General features: G+C 28.8%; 22 protein-coding genes. 12 read left to right on the forward strand and 10 right to left on the reverse strand.

Annotation, left to right across the window (positions count from 1 at the left end):
* Nucleotides 1-75: 75 nt before the first annotated feature.
* The 3 genes from BTO07_RS01510 to prfB all read right to left on the reverse strand — a co-directional run bounded on the left by BTO07_RS01510 (nt 76) and on the right by prfB (nt 4,199).
* Entirely contained in the window at nt 76-2,535 is a 2,460-nt protein-coding gene (locus BTO07_RS01510; RefSeq protein ID WP_087519544.1) for a TonB-dependent receptor domain-containing protein, read from the reverse strand.
* A gap of 101 nt (nt 2,536-2,636) precedes the next feature.
* Nucleotides 2,637-2,978 carry an arsenate reductase (glutaredoxin) gene (gene arsC / locus BTO07_RS01515; protein ID WP_087519545.1) on the reverse strand — a complete coding sequence of 114 codons (342 nt, stop codon included), beginning with the start codon at nt 2,976-2,978 and terminating at the stop codon, nt 2,637-2,639.
* 117 nt (nt 2,979-3,095) lie between these two features.
* Complete coding sequence (gene prfB / locus BTO07_RS01520) at nt 3,096-4,199, reverse strand: peptide chain release factor 2 (protein WP_087519546.1); 1,104 nt, start codon at nt 4,197-4,199, stop codon at nt 3,096-3,098.
* 102 nt (nt 4,200-4,301) lie between these two features.
* Between prfB and BTO07_RS01525 the strand changes: the two genes are divergently transcribed.
* Nucleotides 4,302-5,321: a threonine aldolase family protein gene (locus tag BTO07_RS01525; RefSeq protein WP_087519547.1), complete on the forward strand. Its 1,020-nt coding sequence runs from the start codon at nt 4,302-4,304 to the stop codon at nt 5,319-5,321.
* Here the strand turns inward: BTO07_RS01525 and BTO07_RS01530 are convergent.
* Genes BTO07_RS01530 through BTO07_RS01540 form a run of 3 tightly spaced genes read right to left on the reverse strand, consistent with a single transcriptional unit; the run spans nt 5,318 to nt 6,931 of the window.
* Nucleotides 5,318-5,809, reverse strand: a complete 492-nt coding sequence (locus tag BTO07_RS01530) for an alpha-ketoglutarate decarboxylase (protein ID WP_157663256.1) — start codon at nt 5,807-5,809, stop codon at nt 5,318-5,320. The two genes, BTO07_RS01525 and BTO07_RS01530, sit on opposite strands and share 4 nt — an antisense overlap.
* A gap of 8 nt (nt 5,810-5,817) precedes the next feature.
* Nucleotides 5,818-6,432 carry a hypothetical protein gene (locus tag BTO07_RS01535; protein WP_087519549.1) on the reverse strand — a complete coding sequence of 205 codons (615 nt, stop codon included), beginning with the start codon at nt 6,430-6,432 and terminating at the stop codon, nt 5,818-5,820.
* Between the two features lie 4 nt (nt 6,433-6,436).
* Nucleotides 6,437-6,931, reverse strand: a complete 495-nt coding sequence (locus BTO07_RS01540) for an RNA polymerase sigma factor (protein ID WP_087519550.1) — start codon at nt 6,929-6,931, stop codon at nt 6,437-6,439.
* A gap of 120 nt (nt 6,932-7,051) precedes the next feature.
* Between BTO07_RS01540 and BTO07_RS01545 the strand changes: the two genes are divergently transcribed.
* The 9 genes from BTO07_RS01545 (at nt 7,052) to BTO07_RS01585 (ending at nt 14,999) form a co-directional block, all read left to right on the forward strand.
* Nucleotides 7,052-7,945 (forward strand): MerR family transcriptional regulator, encoded by an 894-nt coding sequence (locus BTO07_RS01545; protein WP_198342497.1) that lies wholly within the window; start codon nt 7,052-7,054, stop codon nt 7,943-7,945.
* A gap of 61 nt (nt 7,946-8,006) precedes the next feature.
* Nucleotides 8,007-9,473: a phytoene desaturase family protein gene (locus tag BTO07_RS01550; protein WP_087519551.1), complete on the forward strand. Its 1,467-nt coding sequence runs from the start codon at nt 8,007-8,009 to the stop codon at nt 9,471-9,473.
* Nucleotide 9,474: 1 nt separating this feature from the next.
* Nucleotides 9,475-10,317: a phytoene/squalene synthase family protein gene (locus BTO07_RS01555; protein WP_087519552.1), complete on the forward strand. Its 843-nt coding sequence runs from the start codon at nt 9,475-9,477 to the stop codon at nt 10,315-10,317.
* Nucleotides 10,318-10,352: 35 nt separating this feature from the next.
* Nucleotides 10,353-10,802, forward strand: a complete 450-nt coding sequence (locus BTO07_RS01560; RefSeq protein ID WP_087519553.1) for a sterol desaturase family protein — start codon at nt 10,353-10,355, stop codon at nt 10,800-10,802.
* Nucleotides 10,802-11,476 carry a lycopene cyclase domain-containing protein gene (locus BTO07_RS01565; protein WP_232457069.1) on the forward strand — a complete coding sequence of 225 codons (675 nt, stop codon included), beginning with the start codon at nt 10,802-10,804 and terminating at the stop codon, nt 11,474-11,476. Before BTO07_RS01560 ends, BTO07_RS01565 begins: the two co-directional genes overlap by 1 nt.
* A gap of 102 nt (nt 11,477-11,578) precedes the next feature.
* On the forward strand, nt 11,579-12,154 hold the full coding sequence (locus BTO07_RS01570) for a Crp/Fnr family transcriptional regulator (protein WP_087519555.1): 576 nt from the start codon (nt 11,579-11,581) through the stop codon (nt 12,152-12,154).
* Nucleotides 12,155-12,244: 90 nt separating this feature from the next.
* Nucleotides 12,245-12,733, forward strand: coding sequence for a GlcG/HbpS family heme-binding protein (locus tag BTO07_RS01575; RefSeq protein ID WP_087519556.1), 489 nt, complete (start codon nt 12,245-12,247; stop codon nt 12,731-12,733).
* Between the two features lie 16 nt (nt 12,734-12,749).
* Nucleotides 12,750-14,279, forward strand: coding sequence for a Dabb family protein (locus BTO07_RS01580; protein ID WP_087519557.1), 1,530 nt, complete (start codon nt 12,750-12,752; stop codon nt 14,277-14,279).
* 3 nt (nt 14,280-14,282) lie between these two features.
* Nucleotides 14,283-14,999, forward strand: coding sequence for a 3-ketoacyl-ACP reductase (locus tag BTO07_RS01585; protein WP_087519558.1), 717 nt, complete (start codon nt 14,283-14,285; stop codon nt 14,997-14,999).
* Here the strand turns inward: BTO07_RS01585 and BTO07_RS01590 are convergent.
* The 3 genes from BTO07_RS01590 to BTO07_RS01600 form a co-directional block, all read right to left on the reverse strand.
* Nucleotides 14,989-15,465: a prolyl oligopeptidase family serine peptidase gene (locus BTO07_RS01590; protein ID WP_087519559.1), complete on the reverse strand. Its 477-nt coding sequence runs from the start codon at nt 15,463-15,465 to the stop codon at nt 14,989-14,991. The genes BTO07_RS01585 and BTO07_RS01590 overlap by 11 nt on opposite strands.
* A gap of 482 nt (nt 15,466-15,947) precedes the next feature.
* Nucleotides 15,948-16,676, reverse strand: coding sequence for an esterase family protein (locus BTO07_RS01595; protein ID WP_087519560.1), 729 nt, complete (start codon nt 16,674-16,676; stop codon nt 15,948-15,950).
* Nucleotides 16,677-16,705: 29 nt separating this feature from the next.
* The gene (locus BTO07_RS01600; RefSeq protein ID WP_087519561.1) at nt 16,706-17,326 is read right to left on the reverse strand and encodes a GDSL-type esterase/lipase family protein; all 621 of its coding nucleotides are present in this window, start codon (nt 17,324-17,326) and stop codon (nt 16,706-16,708) included.
* Between the two features lie 493 nt (nt 17,327-17,819).
* Between BTO07_RS01600 and BTO07_RS01605 the strand changes: the two genes are divergently transcribed.
* Together BTO07_RS01605 and BTO07_RS01610 are read left to right on the forward strand one after the other, a co-directional pair.
* Nucleotides 17,820-18,605 carry a metallophosphoesterase family protein gene (locus BTO07_RS01605; protein WP_087519562.1) on the forward strand — a complete coding sequence of 262 codons (786 nt, stop codon included), beginning with the start codon at nt 17,820-17,822 and terminating at the stop codon, nt 18,603-18,605.
* A 5-nt stretch (nt 18,606-18,610) separates the two neighbouring features.
* On the forward strand, nt 18,611-19,207 hold the full coding sequence (locus tag BTO07_RS01610; RefSeq protein WP_087519563.1) for a hypothetical protein: 597 nt from the start codon (nt 18,611-18,613) through the stop codon (nt 19,205-19,207).
* 77 nt (nt 19,208-19,284) lie between these two features.
* On the opposite strand, the gene argH is transcribed toward BTO07_RS01610, so the two are convergent.
* The gene (argH, locus tag BTO07_RS01615; protein WP_087519564.1) at nt 19,285-20,562 is read right to left on the reverse strand and encodes an argininosuccinate lyase; all 1,278 of its coding nucleotides are present in this window, start codon (nt 20,560-20,562) and stop codon (nt 19,285-19,287) included.
* Nucleotides 20,563-20,614 lie beyond the last annotated feature (52 nt).

A 20,614-nucleotide genomic window follows, 5' to 3' on the forward strand; every position in this document is an offset into this window, starting at 1 on the left:
TTTGTTTGAGCTCTTTTTTCTTTTTCGGAAAAAAAGCGAGTACGGAAAGCCCGTTTAAACGCCCAAATTTAAATTTTAAAATTCTCCATCACCACCAGAATTTTCTCTTTGACCAGATTTTCTTCCTCTCTGATTTTTCTTCTGATTAAATCTGTATGTAAAATTCAAAGATATTTGACGCATTCTTCTTTGAAACGTTTGATCTGTAATATTTGTTGGGTTTTCTCTACTTGGAGCATAACTTTCAACTTGGTATTTTCTGGTGTTAAATACATCACTAACATTAAAAACTAAGGTTCCTTTGTCTTTTAAGATGTCTTTACTAAATGCTAAATTTGCAGATAAAATACCTTTTACATTACTTTGAGCATCGTTTTTAGGGCCTCTATAAAATATTCTTGTTTGTGATTGAATGTTCCAAGGAAGTGTAATTTTTGCATCGAAACGTGTAAACCAAGAATTATTTTTTGCGTCGAAATTTTGAGTGACTGGAGTACTAACGTTTGTTGCTAAATCGGTAACATTATAAACGTATTCTCCTTTTGTTTCGAATTGATAAAAGTTGAAACTACCAGATAATTTTACTTTTTTACTGGCATTGTAGTTTGCTGTAAACTCAAAACCAGATCTATCTTCTGATGATAAATTAATGGGTTGTCTTACTAAAATGTTGGTTTCTTTACCATTGATAATTCTAACTTCTTGACTATTAATTCTAGCAATATTGTTTGTTGAATGTTGGTAATAGATAGATGAATTCAGAGTTAATTTCCCCCATTTATTTAAATATCCTAAGTCGAAAGAGTTTGTATATGTTGGGTCTAAATCTACATTTCCTTTAGAAATAACGGTTTCACTTGCTCTGTTTTCAAACGGATTTAAATATCTAGAACGTGGTCTTCTTAATCTTCTACTATATCCTAAAGTAAAACTTTGATCTTCTGTTAATTCATATCCGAAATTTAATGTAGGAAACAAATCGGTATATTTTTTAGTATAATCTTCGTTTGTATTAATTAACTTAATATCGATGTTTGTTATTTCTGCCCTTAAACCTAACAAGTATGAGAATTTGTTGATCTTACTCCCAAATTGTGTGTAGAAAGCATTTACATTTTGTGTGAATTCTAGGTTATTAGAAGGATTGTATTCTGGATCTAAATTAGGAGCGATTACTAAATAATCTGAAGTTAAGTCTTGAAAACTTCCACGATAACCTGCTTCAAATTGTGAGTTTTTACCAATTGGTAAAACATAATCTGCTTGTAATAAGTTGTCTAATGAAAGCTCATTTGTAGCATTTGTTTCTGGATTAGTGTCAATAATAATTGCGTTTTCAATTTCTCTATTTGCACTGTGCTGAAAGTCTAACGTTAATTTATGTCCGTTTTCATTAAAGTTATTGGTGTAGTTTAAAGAAAATTGAATTGTTTGATCTATTTCGTCTTCATCTTGAATACGAGTAGAATTGTATAAATTAGTATTAGAAGGATCAAAAGAACTGATATTATTGGTCGATATATTTTGTCCATCAGAATCTCTTAAAAAGATAGTACCAGTAATAGAACTCTTTTTATTTAAAAAATATTCTAATCCAAAATTACCATTAAAGCCTTTTCTAAATCGCTCATTATCTCTGTTTTCTATTCTTAAACTGTCTATACTTCCATTAGATAAATAAGTAATATCAGAATTATAAACTCCAGGACCACCATTGTCACTATAGCCAAAGTTTGAAAAAATGTTTATTTTTTCTGTACGTAAATTTAAGTTTACAGCCGTTTGATAATTTTTTGGATCACCAACAGTAACACTTATAGAACCATTAAAACCAGAAGCTTTTCCTTTTCTTAAAATGATATTTAAAATCCCTGCTGTACCTTCAGAATCATATCTTGCAGAAGGAGAAGTTATAACTTCAACTCTTTCAATAGCATCAGAAGGTAATTGTTTTAATGCATCTGCACCACTCAAACCGACTAAAGCAGAAGGTTTACCATCAATTAAAATACGAACATTTTCACTTCCTCGTAAACTTACAGTCCCTTCAGGATCAACATCTACAGAGGGTACATTGTCTAAAACATCTGATGCAGTACCACCTTTTACAGTCATATCTTTACCAACATTGTAGATTTTTTTATCTAAACGAATTTCTACGGTAGATTTTTCTGCAATTATAAATACTTCATCTAAACTGCTTGCGTCTTCCGTTAATTTTATGATTCCAAGATTTTTGTTTGATGAAATTTCTTGAACGGCTAATTTTATCGTTTTAAAAGAAATATACTCAACACTAATTTCATATGTTCCCTTTGGAGTTGAAATTTTAAAAGCTCCTGTTTCATCTGTAATTCCACCTGAAATTTTCTGTGTTCTGGTGTTTTTTAAAACAATAGTTGCATATTCTAAAGGTTGATTTGTTTTTGCATCAACAATTTTACCTGTTATTGAAACTCCTTTTTGAGATGGCCTTTGTGCCAATAAGAAGGTTGATGTTAATAAGCATAATAGTAAGAGTAATGGTTTTTTCATGTGTGTCTTTGAATAGTTATTCAGTTAAGACAACAAAGTTGATGTTAAGTTTAAACAGGATTAGTTAAAGAAAAGTTAAAGAAAATATAAAAAAGTTAAAACTAAATTATTGATAAAATATTTTCTGGAGGTCTACCAATAACTGCTTTGTTATTATTGATAACAATTGGGCGCTCTATTAACTTAGGATTTTCAATCATTGCTTTGATAATCTCTTCGTCAGACAATTCTTTTCCTTTAAATTCTTCTTTCCAGATTTTCTCTGTTTTACGAACTAATTGAATAGGAGTGATGCCTAATAAGCTGATAATCTCTGTCAATTCTTTTTCTGAAGGAACATCTTCTAAATATTTTACTATTTTGAATTCTTTTCCTGATTCTTCTAATACTTGAACTCCTTGTCTAGATTTACTACATCTATTATTGTGGTATATTTTTATCATAAATAAGCCCCTTTTAATTTCCCCGAAGGGGAAAAATACTCTGCTGGGAATTGAGTATTATTTTTGTATTTATTTTTGTCATTTTAAACACAACCGTGTTTCCTCCCTTTGAGAAGATTAAGATGGGCTTTCTTTTTTCTGCCCATTTAACATTAAATATGCTTTTAAAAACGGGTTAATATCTCCATTCATTACGTTATCTACATTACCTGTTTCGTAAGCTGTTCTAACATCTTTTACTAATTTATAAGGATGCATTACATAATTTCTAATTTGACTTCCCCATTCGTTTTTTAGCTTACCAGATTCAATTTCATCTCTAGCAGCTTGTTGTTTTTTTAATTCAATTTCATACAATTGAGATTTCAACATCTTCATTGCTGTTGCTCTATTATCGTGCTGAGAACGAGAGTTTGAACAAGAAATCTGAATTCCTGAAGGTTTATGTGTCAGTTGAACTTTGGTTTCTACTTTATTTACATTCTGACCTCCAGCGCCACTAGATCTTGCAGTTACAATCTCTATATCAGCAGGGTTTATTTCTATTTCTATAGAATCATCAACTACAGGAAAAACATAAACCGAACCAAAAGTTGTGTGACGTTTTCCGTTAGAATCAAAAGGTGAAATTCGTACCAATCTATGAACGCCATTTTCTCCTTTTAACCAACCAAAAGCGTAATCGCCTTCAATTTCTATGGTAATTGTTTTAATACCAACAACATCTCCTGCTTGATAATTCAATGTTTTTAGTTTAAAACCTTGCTTTTCTGCCCACATTGTATACATTCTAGACAACATTTCTACCCAATCGCAACTTTCTGTTCCTCCAGCTCCGGCGTTAATTTGTATGGTTGCAGATAAAGAATCTCCTTCTTCAGAAAGCATATTTCTAAACTCTAAATCTTCTAAAAAAGAACTTGTTTCGTCAAATTGTTGGATTACTTCATCTTCTTCAACTTCTCCTTCTTTATAAAACTCGTATAAAATATTTACGTCTTCATTTAATGTGATGGTTTTTTTATAATCGTCCACCCATTTTTTTTTGAAACGTAGTTCTTTCATGAAAATTTCTGCTTCTTTAGGATTGTTCCAAAAATCTGGATTTACCGTTTTCTCTTCTTCATTCGCAATTTCAATCAGTTTTTTATCAATCTCTAAATAAGATTTTAATTTTTCGATTCTAGAGGCAATATCTTTAAGTTGGTCTTGTGTAATCATAGGTTGAACAAAAATAAATGAATTTTTAAGACTTCTTGTTTTAAAAGCTGATAGATATTTTATAGATTTATCAAAAAATAATTTTACCAACAAAATAGCTTTATGATTATTGACCTAATTTCTGATACAGTAACAAAACCAACACCTAAAATGTTGGAAGCAATGATGAATGCCAAAGTTGGTGATGACGTTTTTAAAATGGATCCAACAACAAACGAATTGCAAGAAAAAGCTGCAGCGATGTTTGGTATGGAAGATGCATTGTTTTTCCCTTCAGGAACGATGGCAAATCAAACTGCAATAAAATTACACACGCAACCAGGAGATAAATTATTTTGTGATAAATATGCACATGTGTATAATTATGAAGGAGGAGGAGCAGCATTTAACTCTGGAGTAACTTGTAAATTAATTGATGGAAATAGAGGAATGTTTACAGCTAAACAATTGGAAGATGCTATAGGAGGTCGTTCAGATATTCATGTTCCGTATTCGAGTTTGGTTTGTATAGAAAATACTACAAATAAAGGAGGAGGAGCTTGTTGGGACTTTTCTGAATTAGAAAAATTACAAAAAGTATCAAAAGAAAATAATTTAGCTTTTCATTTAGATGGAGCACGTTTATTTAATGCTTTGGTAGAAAAAAATGAAACTCCAAAACAATATGGAGAATTGTTTGATACCATTTCAATTTGTCTTTCTAAAGGTTTAGGAGCGCCAATTGGTTCTATTTTATTAGGCTCTAAAGAACATATTGCAAAAGCATTAAGAGTTCGGAAATTGTTAGGTGGAGCAATGAGACAAGTTGGTTTTTTAGCAGCAGCAGGAATTTATGCGCTAGATAATCATGTAGAAAGATTAGCTGAAGATCATCAAAAAGCAAAAGAAATAGGACAAGTTTTAGAATCAGTTTCATATGTTACAAAAGTAGAAACGATTGAAACCAATATTGTAATTTTCTATGTTGATGAAAAAATAGGTGATACAAATTTCATCAAAAAAATGGAAGAAAAAAATATTCTGTTAACTCCAATGGGAGAAGGAAGAATACGAATAGTTACCCATTTAGATTATACAAATGAAATGCACGAAATTCTTTTAAATGAATTGAAAAATTTTTAGAAATAAAATCGAACTATTGGTGAAAATGGAGATGCATATACACTTTTATTTTCATCATATAGTACATCATATCTAAAACCTATTGCAAACCTTCCTTTGTTATAAGCAGCCCCAAAATACAAAGCAGGGAAATTAGAGTTAAAAGTATTAGAATTAGCACCGTTTTTTTGTTTTGCAAAAGAGTGTTCAAATTCTCCAGAAAGTTGAATTCCTACTTTTGGTATTTGGTATAAAGAAATGATACTTCCTCCATAAACATTGGTTGTAGTACTTCCAATTTCACTATAAGTATAATTTAGACCTGCTCCTAAAGAGAAGCCGTTATCAAAATCATAAACTGCACTTGGTGAAATACCGATAGTTGTTTGATTACCAAAACTCAGAGCAAAACCACCTCCATAACGAACGTGTTTCCAAAAATCTGATTTTTCTTGAGAAACCATTGTAAAAGAGATACTTAAAAATAAAAGTAGAATAGACTTTTTCATAAAACAGTTTAATTTGTGCTGTCTAATTTAGCTAATTCTTTGTAATTTCTATTTAATTTTCTCAATAAAATTCCATAAAGTAATTGATAAAACAACCATAAAACGCATAATATCAATAATGTAGCTATTAAAGTAGAAACAATAATAAGTAATAATTGTTTGGTATTTAAGTCATCAAAATTCAAGTTAATAGAAGCTATGGATACAACCATCATTACTAAAACCATGTATCCTAAATTAAAAATAACATAGTTTCTAACTGTTTTTCTAGTCCTTAAAATTTTCTTCATTAAAACCTTGGTAGATTCTGTCGCAGAAATTCTTTGGTAATTCTGGTAAAACTTCGCTAAAAAATAGAAGAGTATTATGTATGCAGCGATTTGAGAATAGAATACAAAATTCTCTATTCCTAATTTTTCATACTCTCTCATGGCTTCATCCATATCTATGAAAAAATACATAGAATTTAAAACTACAAATTCTAAAATTCCAATAATAAATATCCACTTCACAATAGAAGAAGAATTTGACTGTGCCATTTTGTAAATTTCAATTGAAGAAACTTTATTAGTATCTTCTGGTTGATTATCCCAGGCTTTTTTATAATTATCTAATAAATCCATGATATTATGGGTTTAAAATGTTTTTTAATTTTTCTTTTGCTCTATTCATTTTAACTCTTGCATTTACACTAGATATACCTAGTGTTTCAGATATTTCCTTATAAGGTTTATCTTCAAGATATAAGAATATGAGCGCTTTATCAATATCATTCAACTTATGAATTGCTTTGTACAATGCTTTTAATTGAACTTCTTCTGTATCATCATAATCAGTTGCTTTTATTTTATAAGCAAAGTCACTAATGTCTTGTGTTTTAATAGTTCTTGTAGACTTTCTATACAACGAAATTGCTGTATTTAAAGCAACTCTATACATCCATGTACTAAATTTAGAATCTCCTCTAAACTTTGGATAGTTTTTCCAAAGCTGAATGGTTATTTCTTGAAACAAATCATTATGAGCACTTTGGTTTGTAGTATAAACCCTACAAATTTTATGTGCTATATTTTGGTTTTGTTCAAAGTCCGATAAAAATTTAGTCTCTAAATCTTTTTGCACTTGTGTAAATTAGTTAGTTATCTATAAGTAGCGTAAATGTATTAAATGTTACACTTTTTTATAAAAAATATTTTAGTTTGTAAATTTTTATTAAATTTGTTGAACTAAAAATAAAATATATTGAACAATATTAAACAAGATTTTACAATTAAAGACCTTGAAAATATTTCTGGTATAAAAGCACATACCATTCGTATTTGGGAAAAGAGGTATAATTTGTTAACGCCTAAAAGAACAGAAACAAATATTCGTTTCTATTCTAATGAAAATTTACAGAAACTTTTAAATATTGTTTTATTAAACAATAATAATTTTAAAATTTCTAAGATTGCTAAAATGTCTGACGAAGAAATCATCCTAGAATCTCGGGAAATGGCATTTAATAGTTTAAATAATGATGAAGCAATCAACTCTTTTAAACTAGCAATGTTTCAGTTTGATAAAGTTTTGTTTAATAATACCTATAATAACCTTTTACTAAACATGACATTTAGAGAAGTTTTTAAAGATGTTTTTATTCCATTTTTAGATCATATAGGTTTATTATGGCAAACAGACACTTTAATTCCTGCACATGAGCATTTTATATCAAATTTAATCGCACAAAAAATTCAAATTAATACAGAGAAACTTCAATATAGTGTTTCTAATTCTGCAAAAACCTATGTATTATTTCTTCCAGAAAATGAAATTCATGAATTGGGTTTATTGTATTTAAATTACGAATTAACTTTAAGAGGAAATAATACCATATATTTAGGACAAAGTCTTCCTTTAAATAATTTAGATTATTTTTTAAAAGGTGATAAAGAGTTTTGTTTTATAACGTCAATGACAATAATGCCTTTCGATGCTAAAGTTGAAGAATATTTTAAAGAAATTGATGGGATATTAAAAGGTGTAAAACATCAATTAATAGCTACAGGTAATAAAACAAATTTAGTAAGCAATCTTAATTTTGAATCAAATATTAAACTCTATAAGTCTGTATCGGACTTGTTAAAAGAATTATAATTTTTTTTTAATTCGTTTGTTTTGTTTGATATTTTATTACATTTGTTAAACAAAATAGAAAATGAAAAAAAATATTCACATTATAGGCTCTGGTTTTTCTGCTTTATCAGCTTCTTGTTACATGGCAAAAGCTGGTTACAACGTTACTGTTTTAGAGAAAAATGATACTCTAGGGGGAAGAGCAAGACAGTTTAAAAAAGACGGATTTACTTTTGATATTGGTCCTTCTTGGTATTGGATGCCAGATGTTTTTGAACGTTTTTTTGCAGATTTTGGTAAAAAACCTTCAGATTATTATATTCTAGATAAATTAAATCCTGGTTATGAAGTTTATTTTGGAGAGAATGATTCCGTTAAAATTTCAAGCGAATTAAAAGAGATTTACGATTTATTCGAAACTACAGAAAAAGGAAGTGCAAAACATTTAAAATCCTTTTTAGATTCAGCTAAATCTAATTATGATACAGCTATAACAGATTTGGTTTATCAACCAGGAGTTTCACCATTAGAATTGGTAAATACAACAACCATTGCAAGAGTTTCACAGTTCTTTTCTACGATTAGAAAACAAGTCAGAAAAAATATTAAGAGTAATAAATTAATCAAAATTTTAGAATTCCCAGTTTTGTTTTTAGGAGCAAAACCAAATAATACGCCTGCATTTTACAATTTTATGAATTATGCAGATTTCGGACTTGGAACTTGGCATCCAAGAGGAGGGATGTATACTGTTATAGAAGGTATGGTTTCTTTAGCAGAAAGTTTAGGTGTAAAATTTGAAACAAATGCTAATGTTGAAAAAATTATAACAAACACATCTGAAGAAATAACAGGTTTACTTGTAAATGGAGAAACGATAGCTGTTGATTTAGTTTTAAGTGGCGCAGATTATCATCATACAGAAACTTTATTAGATGAAAAGTTAAAACAATATTCAGAAAAATATTGGGATAAAAAGACATTTGCTCCTTCATCATTGTTGTTTTATGTTGGTTTTGATAAAAAAATAGAAAATGTAAGTCATCACACTTTATTTTTTGATACAGATTTTGATGCGCATGCAAAAGAGATTTATGACAATCCACAATGGCCAACAGATCCTTTGTTTTACGCAAATTTTACATCAATTACAGATAAAACTTCAGCACCAGAAGGCAAAGAAGCTGGGTTTTTCTTAATTCCTTTAGCTCCAGGAATAGAAGATACAGAAGAATTAAGAGAAGAGTATTTTCATAAAATAATGGATAGATTTGAGAAATTAACAAATCAAGAAGTAAAAAGTCATGTATTGTTTAAAAAATCATTTTGTGTAAACGATTTTAAAAAGGAATACAATTCTTATAAAGGAAACGCTTATGGAATGGCAAATACGCTGTTACAAACTGCATTTTTAAGACCAAAAATAAAAAGTAGTAAAGTAGATAATTTATATTTTACAGGACAATTAACAGTTCCAGGTCCTGGAGTTCCTCCGGCTTTAATATCAGGAAAAATTGCGTCAGAATTAATAATTAAAAGTCAAAACTAATATGAAAGAATTATTCGACAGTGTTTCTAATGATTGTAGTAAGTTGGTTACTAAAAAATATAGTACTTCATTTTCTTTGGCTGTAAAAATGTTATCGCCAAAAATTAGAACAGATATTTATAATATTTATGGTTTTGTACGTTTTGCTGATGAAATTGTAGACACGTTTCATGACTATAACAAAGAGGTTTTAATGGAACATTTTGAAAAGGATTATTATCTTGCAAAAGAGCAAGGAATTAGTTTAAATCCTATTTTAAACTCTTTTCAAAAAACGGTAAATAGATATAATATTCCTGATGAAATGGTGCAAGCTTTCTTAAAAAGTATGAAAGCAGATTTATTCAAAACTGAATACCAAACAAAGGCAGAATATGATGAATACATTTATGGCTCTGCAGATGTTGTAGGTTTAATGTGCTTAAAAGTTTTTGTAGATGGGGATAATGATAGATATGAAGAGTTAAAAGATGCAGCAATGCGTTTAGGTTCTGCTTTTCAGAAAGTAAATTTTTTACGTGATTTAAAAGACGATTTTGAGGTTTTAAATCGTTCTTATTTTCCTAATGTAGATTTAGGTAAATTAGATGCAGCTTCTAAACAACTAATTATTGATGAAATTGAGAAGGATTTTGATTTTGCTTATAAAAATGGAATCCTTAAATTGCCAGTAGAAGCAAAATTTGGTGTTTATATGGCTTTTAGGTATTACAGAAGGTTGTTAAAAAAGTTGAAATCTGTTCCGTCAGAAAAAATCATGGATACTAGAATTCGAATTTCAGACCCAATGAAAATTAATTTATTGGCAAGAAGCTATGTGAAATATAAATTAAATATTCTTTAGAACACATTAAATAGTAATTTTATTATTATAAATAAATGATTTACATATTAATAACTTTAGCCGTTTTTTTATTGATGGAATGTGTAACATGGGGTACACATAAATTTGTAATGCATGGTTTTGGCTGGTACTTGCACGAAGATCATCATCAACCAAAATACCAAGGAATCTTTGAGAAAAATGATGCTTTCTTTGTGGTTTTTGCAATACCAAGTATTTTACTTTTCTATTTTGGTACGTATACAGCACATACATATTTATTCTTTATAGGTTTAGGAATTCTATTTTATGGAATAGCTTATTTTATGGTGCATGATGTTTTAATTCATCAACGTTTTAAATGGTTTAAAAATACAAATAATCGATATTTAAGGGGATTGAGAAAAGCGCATAAAATTCATCATAAGCATTTAGGAAAAGAAGAAGGAGAATGTTTTGGAATGTTATTTGTACCTTTTAAATACTTTAAAAAACCAAAAATATAGTGTTTTTATACCTGCTTTTAAATATTGGCTCTGTTAGTATTCCATTTTTATATTCTTTCGAGAAAAAAATGCGATTCATAAAACATTGGAAAGCAATTTTGGCATCTTTAATAATTGTTGCCACCGTTTTTTTAATTTGGGATGCTATTTTTACAGCAAATGGAGTTTGGGGTTTCAATCCAGATTATCACTTAAATATCTTACTTTTTGGAATGCCGATAGAGGAGTGGATGTTCTTTTTTTGTATTCCTTATGCAAGTATTTTTATTCATTATTCTTTAGCTTATTTTAAACCAACTCTTTTAATTCCAGAGAAAGCTACCAAAGCAATTACGCTCTTTTTTATTGTACTTTTAATTCCTGTTGTTTTTTTTAATACAGACAAATCCTACACTTTTGTAAATTATAGTTTTCTAGTTTTTGTTTTGTTGATGGGCTTCTTTTACGGAATAAAATACTTACAAAGATTCTATATTGCTTTCTTAATCATTTTAGTGCCGTTTTTTATAGTAAATGGTATTCTTACAGGAACAGGAATTGAAGAACCTGTGGTTTGGTATAACAACGCAGAAAACCTTAGGATTCGCTTAATAACAATACCTATAGAAGATATTGGGTATGCATTTACAATGATTTTTGGGAACTTATTACTAATTGAGAGGTTTAAAAAGTAATAGATTTTCACTTGTTTCTATAACAATTATCTCCTTTAGATATCTTAAATATTGATTTTTTATTTTTAATAATTAACTTTGTTAAATACAATTAATGAACTAATGATATTTGATTTATTAAAAAAAAACATCAGCAACCACATCCAACTTTCTGAATCTGAAATAGGTGAATTTTGCAAAAACTGGCATCCAAAATCAATTCAAAAAAAAGATTTTCTATTACGTCAAGGAGAAATATGCAAGTTCGAAGGTTTTGTGGTAGAGGGGTGTTTTAGAATTTTTTCTATAGATAAAAAAGGAAATGAAAACACCCTTTATTTTGCAGCTAAAGATTGGTGGCTGATGGATATAGATAGTTTTACCAACCAAGTTCCTTCGCATTTAAATATTCAAGCATTAGAAGATAGTAGCGTACTATTAATTAATAGAACTGATAAGCTATCACTTTACGAATCTATGCCAGTTATAGAAAAATTATTTAGAGTAATGTCTCAGAAAGCCATAGTAGCTTGGCAACGTAGACTTATTCGTAATCATAGTCTTTCGGCAAAAGAACGTTATGTTCATTTTACGACCAACTATCCAAATATTGCTTCAAAACTTACAGATAGACAAACTTCTAGTTATTTAGGAATTACTCACGAGTTTTTGAGTAAAATAAAACGTTCAAAAAAATAGTTTTTCAATTGTTGAACTTGTTCAACAATTTTCTCACTTTAGTTTATAAGTTTTGTAATCGTATTTATTTAAACAAAAATATTTAGATTTATGAACTTATTTAAGCAAATGAAAATTGCAATAATTACAGTTGTACTAGCATTTATTCCTAATTTAGTAAATGCACAGATAACAAACGATATTACTCATGAAGAAGCTTTAGAAGTAATGTTAGCTGCAAAGAAAAAAGCAGAAGCTGATGGTGTTCTGGTAAATATTGCTGTTGTTGATGCTGGAGCAAATCTAAAAATATTTATAAGAATGGATGAGTCTTTTTTAGGAAGTATAGATGTGGCTATTAAAAAAGCCAAAACTGCACGTTATTTTAATATAGATACAGGTAAATTAGGAGAACTTACACAACCAGGAGGAATTATATATAATATTGAATTGTCAAATGGAGGGTTGGTAACTTTTCCTGGGGGAATCCCGATTAAAAATAAAGATGGCAAAATTATTGGAGCTATTGGAGTAAGTGGAGGTACTATAGAGCAAGACAGAGAAATAGCCACTTTTGGTGCAAAATCTATAATTAAATAATATAAAAAGTAAAATAATGAAAAGTATAAAAAGTTATCTTCTAATTTGCATATTGTTTTTATCTCAAGTTGGCGTATCTCAGAATGTAGATGATTTAATGTTGTATAGAAAAGATTTTAAAAATACAACTGGTAAAAATACAGTTTCTATTACTAGTTATATAAAGAATGGAACGCATTATGTTTATGCTGGAGGTTTTGGAAATGTAGATGTATTTAGCTTAAATGAAAAAGGATCATTAACAGCCATTAGCAATCACGAATTATATAAGCAAAAAGGACCAGCAAGAGGAATGGTTGCAGACAATATTAATGGAACAGATTTTCTTTTTGTGGCTAATAAATTTGGAAATGTAATTGAAACATTCAAGATATTAGAAAATGGATCTTTAAAACAGGTAGCTTTAGTTGAAGATACTGAGAATATGCATTTAGCAGTTGGTATTACTTTACAGGTCGTTCATATGAAAAAAACCTCTTATCTTTTTGTTGGAGGTTTAGAGAAAGAAACACCAGGTTTAAGTTCTTTTAAAATTGAAAATGATGGAAAGTTAACTCATGTGAAATCTATGAAAGATAATGATAAAATTCATACAGATGGTATCATTGGTATGTATACACATAAAGTTAATGGAAAAACTTTCTTATACACTGGAGGTTTTCAAGACAATGGAGTGAGTAGTTTTAGAGTATATGAAAATGGGAAATTTAAAAATGTCAATAATATTAGTGATAATGATACTAATAGGTATCTGACAGGAACTTATCCTTTGACTGGAGTAACTTTAGGGAGTAACAAATATGTTATTGTTGGACACAGACATCACAAATATTACACAAGAAAAGGGTTTATTAAAAAGACAGATTTCGTGTATCATGGAGATGGAGTTAGTATTTTTAAAGTCAATAAAAAAGGTGCTTTAGTTCCACATTTTGTTTTAAAAGATGATGAAATTACAAAATTAAAAGGTCAAACCAGAATTGAAGTTGTTTTAATAAAGAATAATGAAGCTGTTTTGGCAGTAGGAACTAGGAAAGATGATAGTATTCAGTTACTTAAATTAACCGAAGATGGTATTTTGAGTCCAATCAATTATTTAGAAATAGGATTTGGTATTTATTATGGATTGAGATCTCATAAAATTGGAGAAGAAAATTTTCTAATTGCTGGTGCTTTTAACTATGGTTTACAAAAAATTGCTACTTATAAAGTATCTCCAAAGATTGATAGAAAAGGAAAAGTTTTAAGGCATATGGTTAACTTAAAATACAAGGAAGATGCAACTGAAAAGCAAGTAAATGATGCAGTAAATGCTTTTGTAAATCTTCAAAACAAAATACCAGAAATTGCGAATTTAAAATGGGGTATAAATGATAGTACAGAAGGTCATACGAAAGGTTTAACGCACTGCTTTACGTTAACTTTTAAGGATGAAAACGCAAGAGAAATATATCTTTTTCATAAAGAACACCTAAATATGGTTAAGAAAATAGGACCTATTATAGCAGATGTTTTGGTGTTAGATTACTGGACAAAAGAAAAATAAAAGATGAACAATTTAAAAAATAAAAAAGCCATTATTACTGGTGGAGGTAGAGGTTTGGGTAAAGCAACTGCAATTGCTTTTGCAAAAGAAGGAATTGATGTAGCTATTACAGGAAGAAAAGAAAGTACTTTGCAAAAAACAGTTGAGGAACTCAAAGAATTAGGTGTTAAAGCAACATATACTGTTTTTGATGTTGGTAATTATGAGAATGTAAAAACGAATATCAAAAGAATTATTGAAGATTTAGGAGGTGTTGATATTTTAGTTAATAATGCAGGAATTGCAGGAATAGGTTCTTTTTTGGATATGTCAGTTGAAAATTGGGAAGCCATAATTCGCATTAATTTAATGGGAATGTATTATGTTACCAAAGAAGTTTTACCCTATTTAGTTGAGCAAAAAGAGGGAGATATTATTAATATTTCCTCAACAGCAGGTCTAAATGGAAATCCAGATATATCAGCTTATTGCGCTTCCAAATTTGGTGTGATTGGGATGTCAGAATCTCTGATGAAAGAAGTAAGAAAATATAATATTCGAGTAAATACTTTAACGCCAAGTACCATAGAAACAGAAATGACTCTTGAGTTAGAAATGATGGAGAAAGGCTCTAAAAACGTTTTACAACCACAAGATTTTGCAGAATTAATAATAGCTGGTTTAAAACTTCCAAGAAGAGCAATGTTGAAAGGTGCTTCCTTATGGTCTACTAATCCTTAAATAAAATTAGGCTATAAACTTTGTAACCAATCATACAGTCTATTAGACCAAGTGGATATTCTGCCTTTGTCAATTGCAAATGCATATCCATGTCCACCTTTGGATAGATATGCATTTCAGCAGGAATATCTTTATTATGTAAAGCTTTATAAAAATCTAAACTATTTTCTACAGGAGCAGCTTTATCATCAGCAGAATGTGCTAAAAAAGTTGGTGGCGTATTTTGAGTTACATTCAATTCATTAGAAAATTTGATTTTTAGGTTTTCGCTGGCATTTATTCCTAATAAATTATTTTGTGAACCTTTATGTGCGTATTTATCCTGCGTAGAAATCACAGGGTAAATCAACATCATAAAGTTTGGTTTTGCAGATATAGTATCTAAGGGTTGTTCTTTAAAATTGTTTGGAGTATCAAATAAAGTACCAGCACTCGCTGCTAAATGACCTCCATCAGAAAAACCCATAATTCCTATTTTATTGGGATGAATTCTCCATTTTTTTGCATTAAATCGTACCTACCTAATAGCTCTTTGTGCATCTTGCAGAGGAGCTTCATAAAGTGAAATTAGCGATTTAGACCTACTAGGCAATCTTGACTTTAAAACAAATGCCGTAATTCCTTTGCTGTTAAACCATTTGGCAACATCTGTTCCTTCCTAATTATAAGATAAAATTCTGTAGACTCCTCCAAGATAAATGATTACAGATTTGTCAGAAATATTTTGTTTAGAGGGTAAAAAGATTTCTAAAGTAGGTTCTTTTACCAAAGCTATTTTTTTATACCATCAATTGTAGTAACCTCTTTTTCTTCAGTAGGAATATGATCCCAAAGATTTATAATTTTTTTTTGAGTAAAGTTAGGAGTTGTCAAAATTAAAAAAAGCATAAGAGTGAAAAGAAACTTCATAATTAAATTGTACTTTCTATAATTTCTTAATTTAATTATTTAAAAATAAATATCAACCATTTTTCGCCAATATCTGGCTTTATGTGCTTCTTCATCCCATTCAAATAATTGATGAGAAATTCCTTTTTCATTTAAAATATCACAAAGTTTATAATTGCTTTGCAAAAAAGAATCTTCTTCTCCTATGGCCAAAACAATATCCATTTTATCGATTTGTTCAATTAAAATAGGGTCAGTTATATTTTTTAAATATTGATTTGGCATATTGAAATAAACAAATTGATTATGAAAACCACTTAGTAAATCTTTGAAATAACCTTTACATTTGGTTAAATCGTATCTACCACTCATACCTATAACTTTACAAAATAATTCTGGATGGCGCATAGCAACATTTACTGCGTGGTAAGCGCCCAAACTACAACCTGCAGAAATAACATTTTTGTTTGGGTTGATTAAATTAGCAAGAGGAAGCACTTCTTCTATAACATATTTTTCGTACTGAATGTGTCTGTGAATTCGATAATCTGGGTGATTTAAACTATTATAAAAAGATTCTAAATCTACACTGTCTATACAAAATACTTGCAATTCTCCTTTAATAATTTTGTGCTTTAAAGCAGCAATTACATTCCAGTTTTCATAGTCGAAAAAGCGTCCCATTCTTGGTGGGAAAAACAAAACTTTAGCACCAGAATGCCCAAAAATAAGAAGTTCCATTTCTTTTTCAAGGTTATGACTATGCCATTTATGATATTCTCTTTTCATCAAACATCTTTTTTGGTTAAGTTACTCTATTATAATAATTTTTCGAGTAATTTTCTAGGAAATATTTCAGGTTGTTTTTCTAATGCGTTTAACAATACTGCATAACCTTTAGCATTAAAATGTAACCCATCTTCTTCAAAAAAGATAGCATCAGGATTTCCTTTTTTATCTAAAAGAGCATCATAAATATCAACATAATAACAATGATCACTTTTAGACATTAATCTTTTTATACAATTATTAGTATAATGAATACTTTCCATTAGATGTATACGATTAATACTAGGTTTTATGGAGATTACAGTACACTTTATATCTCCATATTTTTTTCTGATTTTTGATAAAAGATTCTCTAAGAACAACAAAACTTCTTCTGGATGTCTTCCGTCTCCTAGATCATTATCTCCTGCATAAATTAATATTGCATCTATATCTTCAATATTTTTAAAAATACGATCGAAATACCAAGTGCATGCTGCTAAAGTAGAACCTCCAAAACCTAGGTTTAGTGGAGAATATTCTTTAAAAATAGAAGTTAACTCACTCCATAAAGTAAATGTTGAGCTGCCATAAAAAACTAATTTAGGATTGTATTTTAATCCTTGAATATCATTTTCTAATCGCTCTAAATCCTCCTGATACCAACACATAAAATACTTTTTTGAAAAAATAATTAAAGTTTAAATATAAAATTTTAATGTGATTAAAGTTACTTTAATTACAAACGATTTATAAAGTAAATTGTTTTTTTGTTCCTGCTATAAAAATGGTATTAGATTTCTTTAATAATTATATCTGATTAATAGTAAACTATACAAAAAGCAGTAATAATTTTCATTCTTTGAAAGAGTATTTGAGTAATCATAAATTATTCTTTAAGAGTAAAAATAAATCTCTTTAATTTAGATTAAATATTCATAAAGAGTCTACCTTTGTAGCCCCAATAATTTTATATAAAAAACCATACAAATCAAACTTTAGTTTGGTGTTAAAAAAAAGAATTTTATTCATTAATAATATTCTACCTAAGGTTGTAAGTTTTTAGGTTATTGTCGTCTATTAGAGCGAATCTATATTTGTTGTAATATTCTAATTGTAACAAATTAAATAAGAACGTTTTTTTAATTTATAAAAAATAAATAAATGAAGTATTTAAGAATACTAATGCTAAGCCTAGTGTCTGTTTTTACAGCTTGTGATCACCCTTTTGAATTTAGTGTTTATGAAGCAAATGTAAAAAGCAACCAACAAAATACGACTGTTAAAAATTTGAAGTTATTGGAGGGAGTTTCAGTAAATTCTAAAGAATTTAAATTCGCTTTTATTTCTGATGTTCATTTTTTTTATGATCAACTTACAGATGTAGTTAATGATATAAATAAAAGAGATGATATTAAATTAGTAATTTTTGGAGGTGATATTGCAGACCAAGCCTTATTAAGAGAATATGAGATTTTTCATGATATAATGTCAAATCTTAAAAAACCTTACTTAACAGTTATTGGTAATCATGATTATAATAATAATGGAGAAGTCATCTATAAAAAAATGTTTGGAGATTATAATTACTCATTTGAATTTAATAATAACAAGTTTGTTCTTTTTGATGATGTGGTTTGGGAAAGTGATAAAGAGTTAGATTTTGATTGGTTAACATCAGAATTAAAAGATAATGCAAATTATAATCAAGTATTTGTAATTGCTCATATTCCTTATCATGGAGATCAATTTGATGATGAATTAGCAGAGAAGTATAAAACCATAATGTTAGAAAATAACGTTCCATTATCTATACATGGACATACGCACACTTTCGATTATGAAGAAGGAGATGTAAATTATTTAACTGCTCCAGCTGTTAAAGAGAGTGCGTATAATATTGTATCTGTAAAAGATAAAAGTTTTAGTGTTGAATTGATAGAATTATAAATTAAATGAGAATTAAAGAGATATTTATAGTATCAATAATAGTATTGTTTTTTAACAATTCTTACGCACAAGAAGCTATTTCAGTGAAAGAAAAATCTTGGTATGTACCAGATTATGTAAAAACACAATTTGCAGGAAACATAGGTCTTGTTTCTGTAGGTGCAGGTTATCAGTTATTTGATAAAGTTTTATATACAGAGTTATTATATGGTTTTGTGCCAAAATCAGCATCTAAAGCAGATAATATTCATTTAATTACTATAAAGAACACGTTTCCTATTTATAGAAAAAAAATTGGTGATAACTTAACAATAACTCCAATTGCAGGTATAGCAACAACTTTAGACATAGGTACTAATACATTTACAACGCTACCAAGTAAATATCCTGATGGATATTATTTTCCTACTGCTGTACATTTTACGTTGTATGGAGGAGCTTTAGTTCATAAAGATTTTAAGAAACCAAAATTTTTTAAAGGAGTCGATTTTTATTTAGAATTCGGAACCGTAGAAACGTATTTATGGTATGCACTTACTATTAGTGAAGTTGATTTAATAGACGTTTTTAGTGCTGATATTGGTGTGAATTTTTACTTCTAATTAGAACCATAAAACACAATAAAGTAAAAAGCCCAAATTCATAATGAATTTGGGCTTTTTATTATTTGAAATCAAATCTATTTTTTAGGATATTTTGCTGCAATTTTATCCAAAGATAAATTGTGAATACTACCAACATGTGAATGTTGCTTTCCTAAATCTGGTTTGTAAGTCCCTGCTTGTACTTGTCCGCCAATTTTTTGATATGCTTCTCTAAAAGACATTCCTTCAACCACTAAATTATTAATACTATCTACAGTAAACAAATACTGATATTTTTCATCATTCAAATCGATATCTTTTACAATTACTTGCTGAATTGAGTAATTCAAAATGTCTAAAATATCCTTAACATCTTCAAAAGCATTGATGATATTTTCTTTTAACAATTGGTAATCTCTGTGATAACCAGTTGGTAAATTGTTAGTAATCATTACCATCTCTGTGTGTAAAGCCTGAATTTTATTACATTTTCCACGGATTAATTCAAAAACATCTGGGTTTTTCTTGTGTGGCATAATGCTACTTCCAGTTGTTAATTCATCAGGAAAAGTTAAAAAATTAAAATTCTGACTCATATATAAACAAACATCCATTGCAAAACGAGACATTGTATTACACAAACCTCCTAAAGCAGATGATATTGAACGCTCACTTTTTCCTCTACTTAATTGTGCTGCAACCACATTGTATTTTAAGGTAGCAAATTCTAATTCTTTAGTTGTTAATTCTCTGTCGATTGGGAAAGAGCTTCCATAACCAGCAGCAGAACCTAAAGGATTTTGATCTACAACTTTTGATACTGCATTTAACATATAAACATCGTCAATTAATAGTTCTGCATACGCAGAAAACCATAATCCGAATGAAGAAGGCATTGCCACTTGTAAATGTGTATAACCAGGTAATAAACTTTCTTTATGCGTTTCTGCTAAACCTAAAAGTGTATCAAAAAGTGTTTTTGTTTTATCATTTATAACTGATAAATTTTCTTTGTAATATAATTGTAAAGCAACTAAAACCTGATCATTTCTAGAACGAGCAGTATGAATTTTCTTACCAACTTCTCCTAATTTATTGGTTAATTCCCATTCAATTTTAGAGTGTACATCTTCAAAAGATTCTTCTATAGTGAAAATTCCTTTTTCAATATCAAGAGCTAATTCGTTCAATCCTCTTTTTAGATCTTTCAATTCATCAGCAGTTATAATACCAATAGATTCTAACATAATTGCATGTGCAATAGATGCTTGAACATCATATTTTGCAATGTGCATGTCTATTTCTCTATCATTACCAACTGTAAATTTTTCTATTTGTTGATCTATTGAAAATCCTTTATCCCAAAGTTTCATATGAAAATTGTTTAATCGTTTATTTGTTTAATCGTGTAATTGTTTTAATAGT

The organism is Polaribacter sp. SA4-12, from assembly GCF_002163675.1.
Lineage (GTDB): Bacteria > Bacteroidota > Bacteroidia > Flavobacteriales > Flavobacteriaceae > Polaribacter.

Coding starts and splice junctions, on each gene's coding strand:
- BTO07_RS01570 (WP_087519555.1), top strand. CDS start 11,579: ATGATATTTGATTTATTAAAAAAAAACATCAGCAACCACATCCAACTT.
- BTO07_RS01610 (WP_087519563.1), top strand. CDS start 18,611: ATGAGAATTAAAGAGATATTTATAGTATCAATAATAGTATTGTTTTTT.
- BTO07_RS01535 (WP_087519549.1), bottom strand. CDS start 6,432: ATGGATTTATTAGATAATTATAAAAAAGCCTGGGATAATCAACCAGAA.
- BTO07_RS01600 (WP_087519561.1), bottom strand. CDS start 17,326: ATGTGTTGGTATCAGGAGGATTTAGAGCGATTAGAAAATGATATTCAA.
- arsC (WP_087519545.1), bottom strand. CDS start 2,978: ATGATAAAAATATACCACAATAATAGATGTAGTAAATCTAGACAAGGA.
- BTO07_RS01550 (WP_087519551.1), top strand. CDS start 8,007: ATGAAAAAAAATATTCACATTATAGGCTCTGGTTTTTCTGCTTTATCA.
- prfB (WP_087519546.1), bottom strand. CDS start 4,199: ATGATTACACAAGACCAACTTAAAGATATTGCCTCTAGAATCGAAAAA.
- argH (WP_087519564.1), bottom strand. CDS start 20,562: ATGAAACTTTGGGATAAAGGATTTTCAATAGATCAACAAATAGAAAAA.
- BTO07_RS01580 (WP_087519557.1), top strand. CDS start 12,750: ATGAAAAGTATAAAAAGTTATCTTCTAATTTGCATATTGTTTTTATCT.
- BTO07_RS01575 (WP_087519556.1), top strand. CDS start 12,245: ATGAACTTATTTAAGCAAATGAAAATTGCAATAATTACAGTTGTACTA.
- BTO07_RS01525 (WP_087519547.1), top strand. CDS start 4,302: ATGATTATTGACCTAATTTCTGATACAGTAACAAAACCAACACCTAAA.
- BTO07_RS01510 (WP_087519544.1), bottom strand. CDS start 2,535: ATGAAAAAACCATTACTCTTACTATTATGCTTATTAACATCAACCTTC.
- BTO07_RS01590 (WP_087519559.1), bottom strand. CDS start 15,465: ATGGGTTTTTCTGATGGAGGTCATTTAGCAGCGAGTGCTGGTACTTTA.
- BTO07_RS01585 (WP_087519558.1), top strand. CDS start 14,283: ATGAACAATTTAAAAAATAAAAAAGCCATTATTACTGGTGGAGGTAGA.
- BTO07_RS01530 (WP_157663256.1), bottom strand. CDS start 5,809: ATGAAAAAGTCTATTCTACTTTTATTTTTAAGTATCTCTTTTACAATG.
- BTO07_RS01595 (WP_087519560.1), bottom strand. CDS start 16,676: ATGAAAAGAGAATATCATAAATGGCATAGTCATAACCTTGAAAAAGAA.
- BTO07_RS01605 (WP_087519562.1), top strand. CDS start 17,820: ATGAAGTATTTAAGAATACTAATGCTAAGCCTAGTGTCTGTTTTTACA.
- BTO07_RS01560 (WP_087519553.1), top strand. CDS start 10,353: ATGATTTACATATTAATAACTTTAGCCGTTTTTTTATTGATGGAATGT.
- BTO07_RS01555 (WP_087519552.1), top strand. CDS start 9,475: ATGAAAGAATTATTCGACAGTGTTTCTAATGATTGTAGTAAGTTGGTT.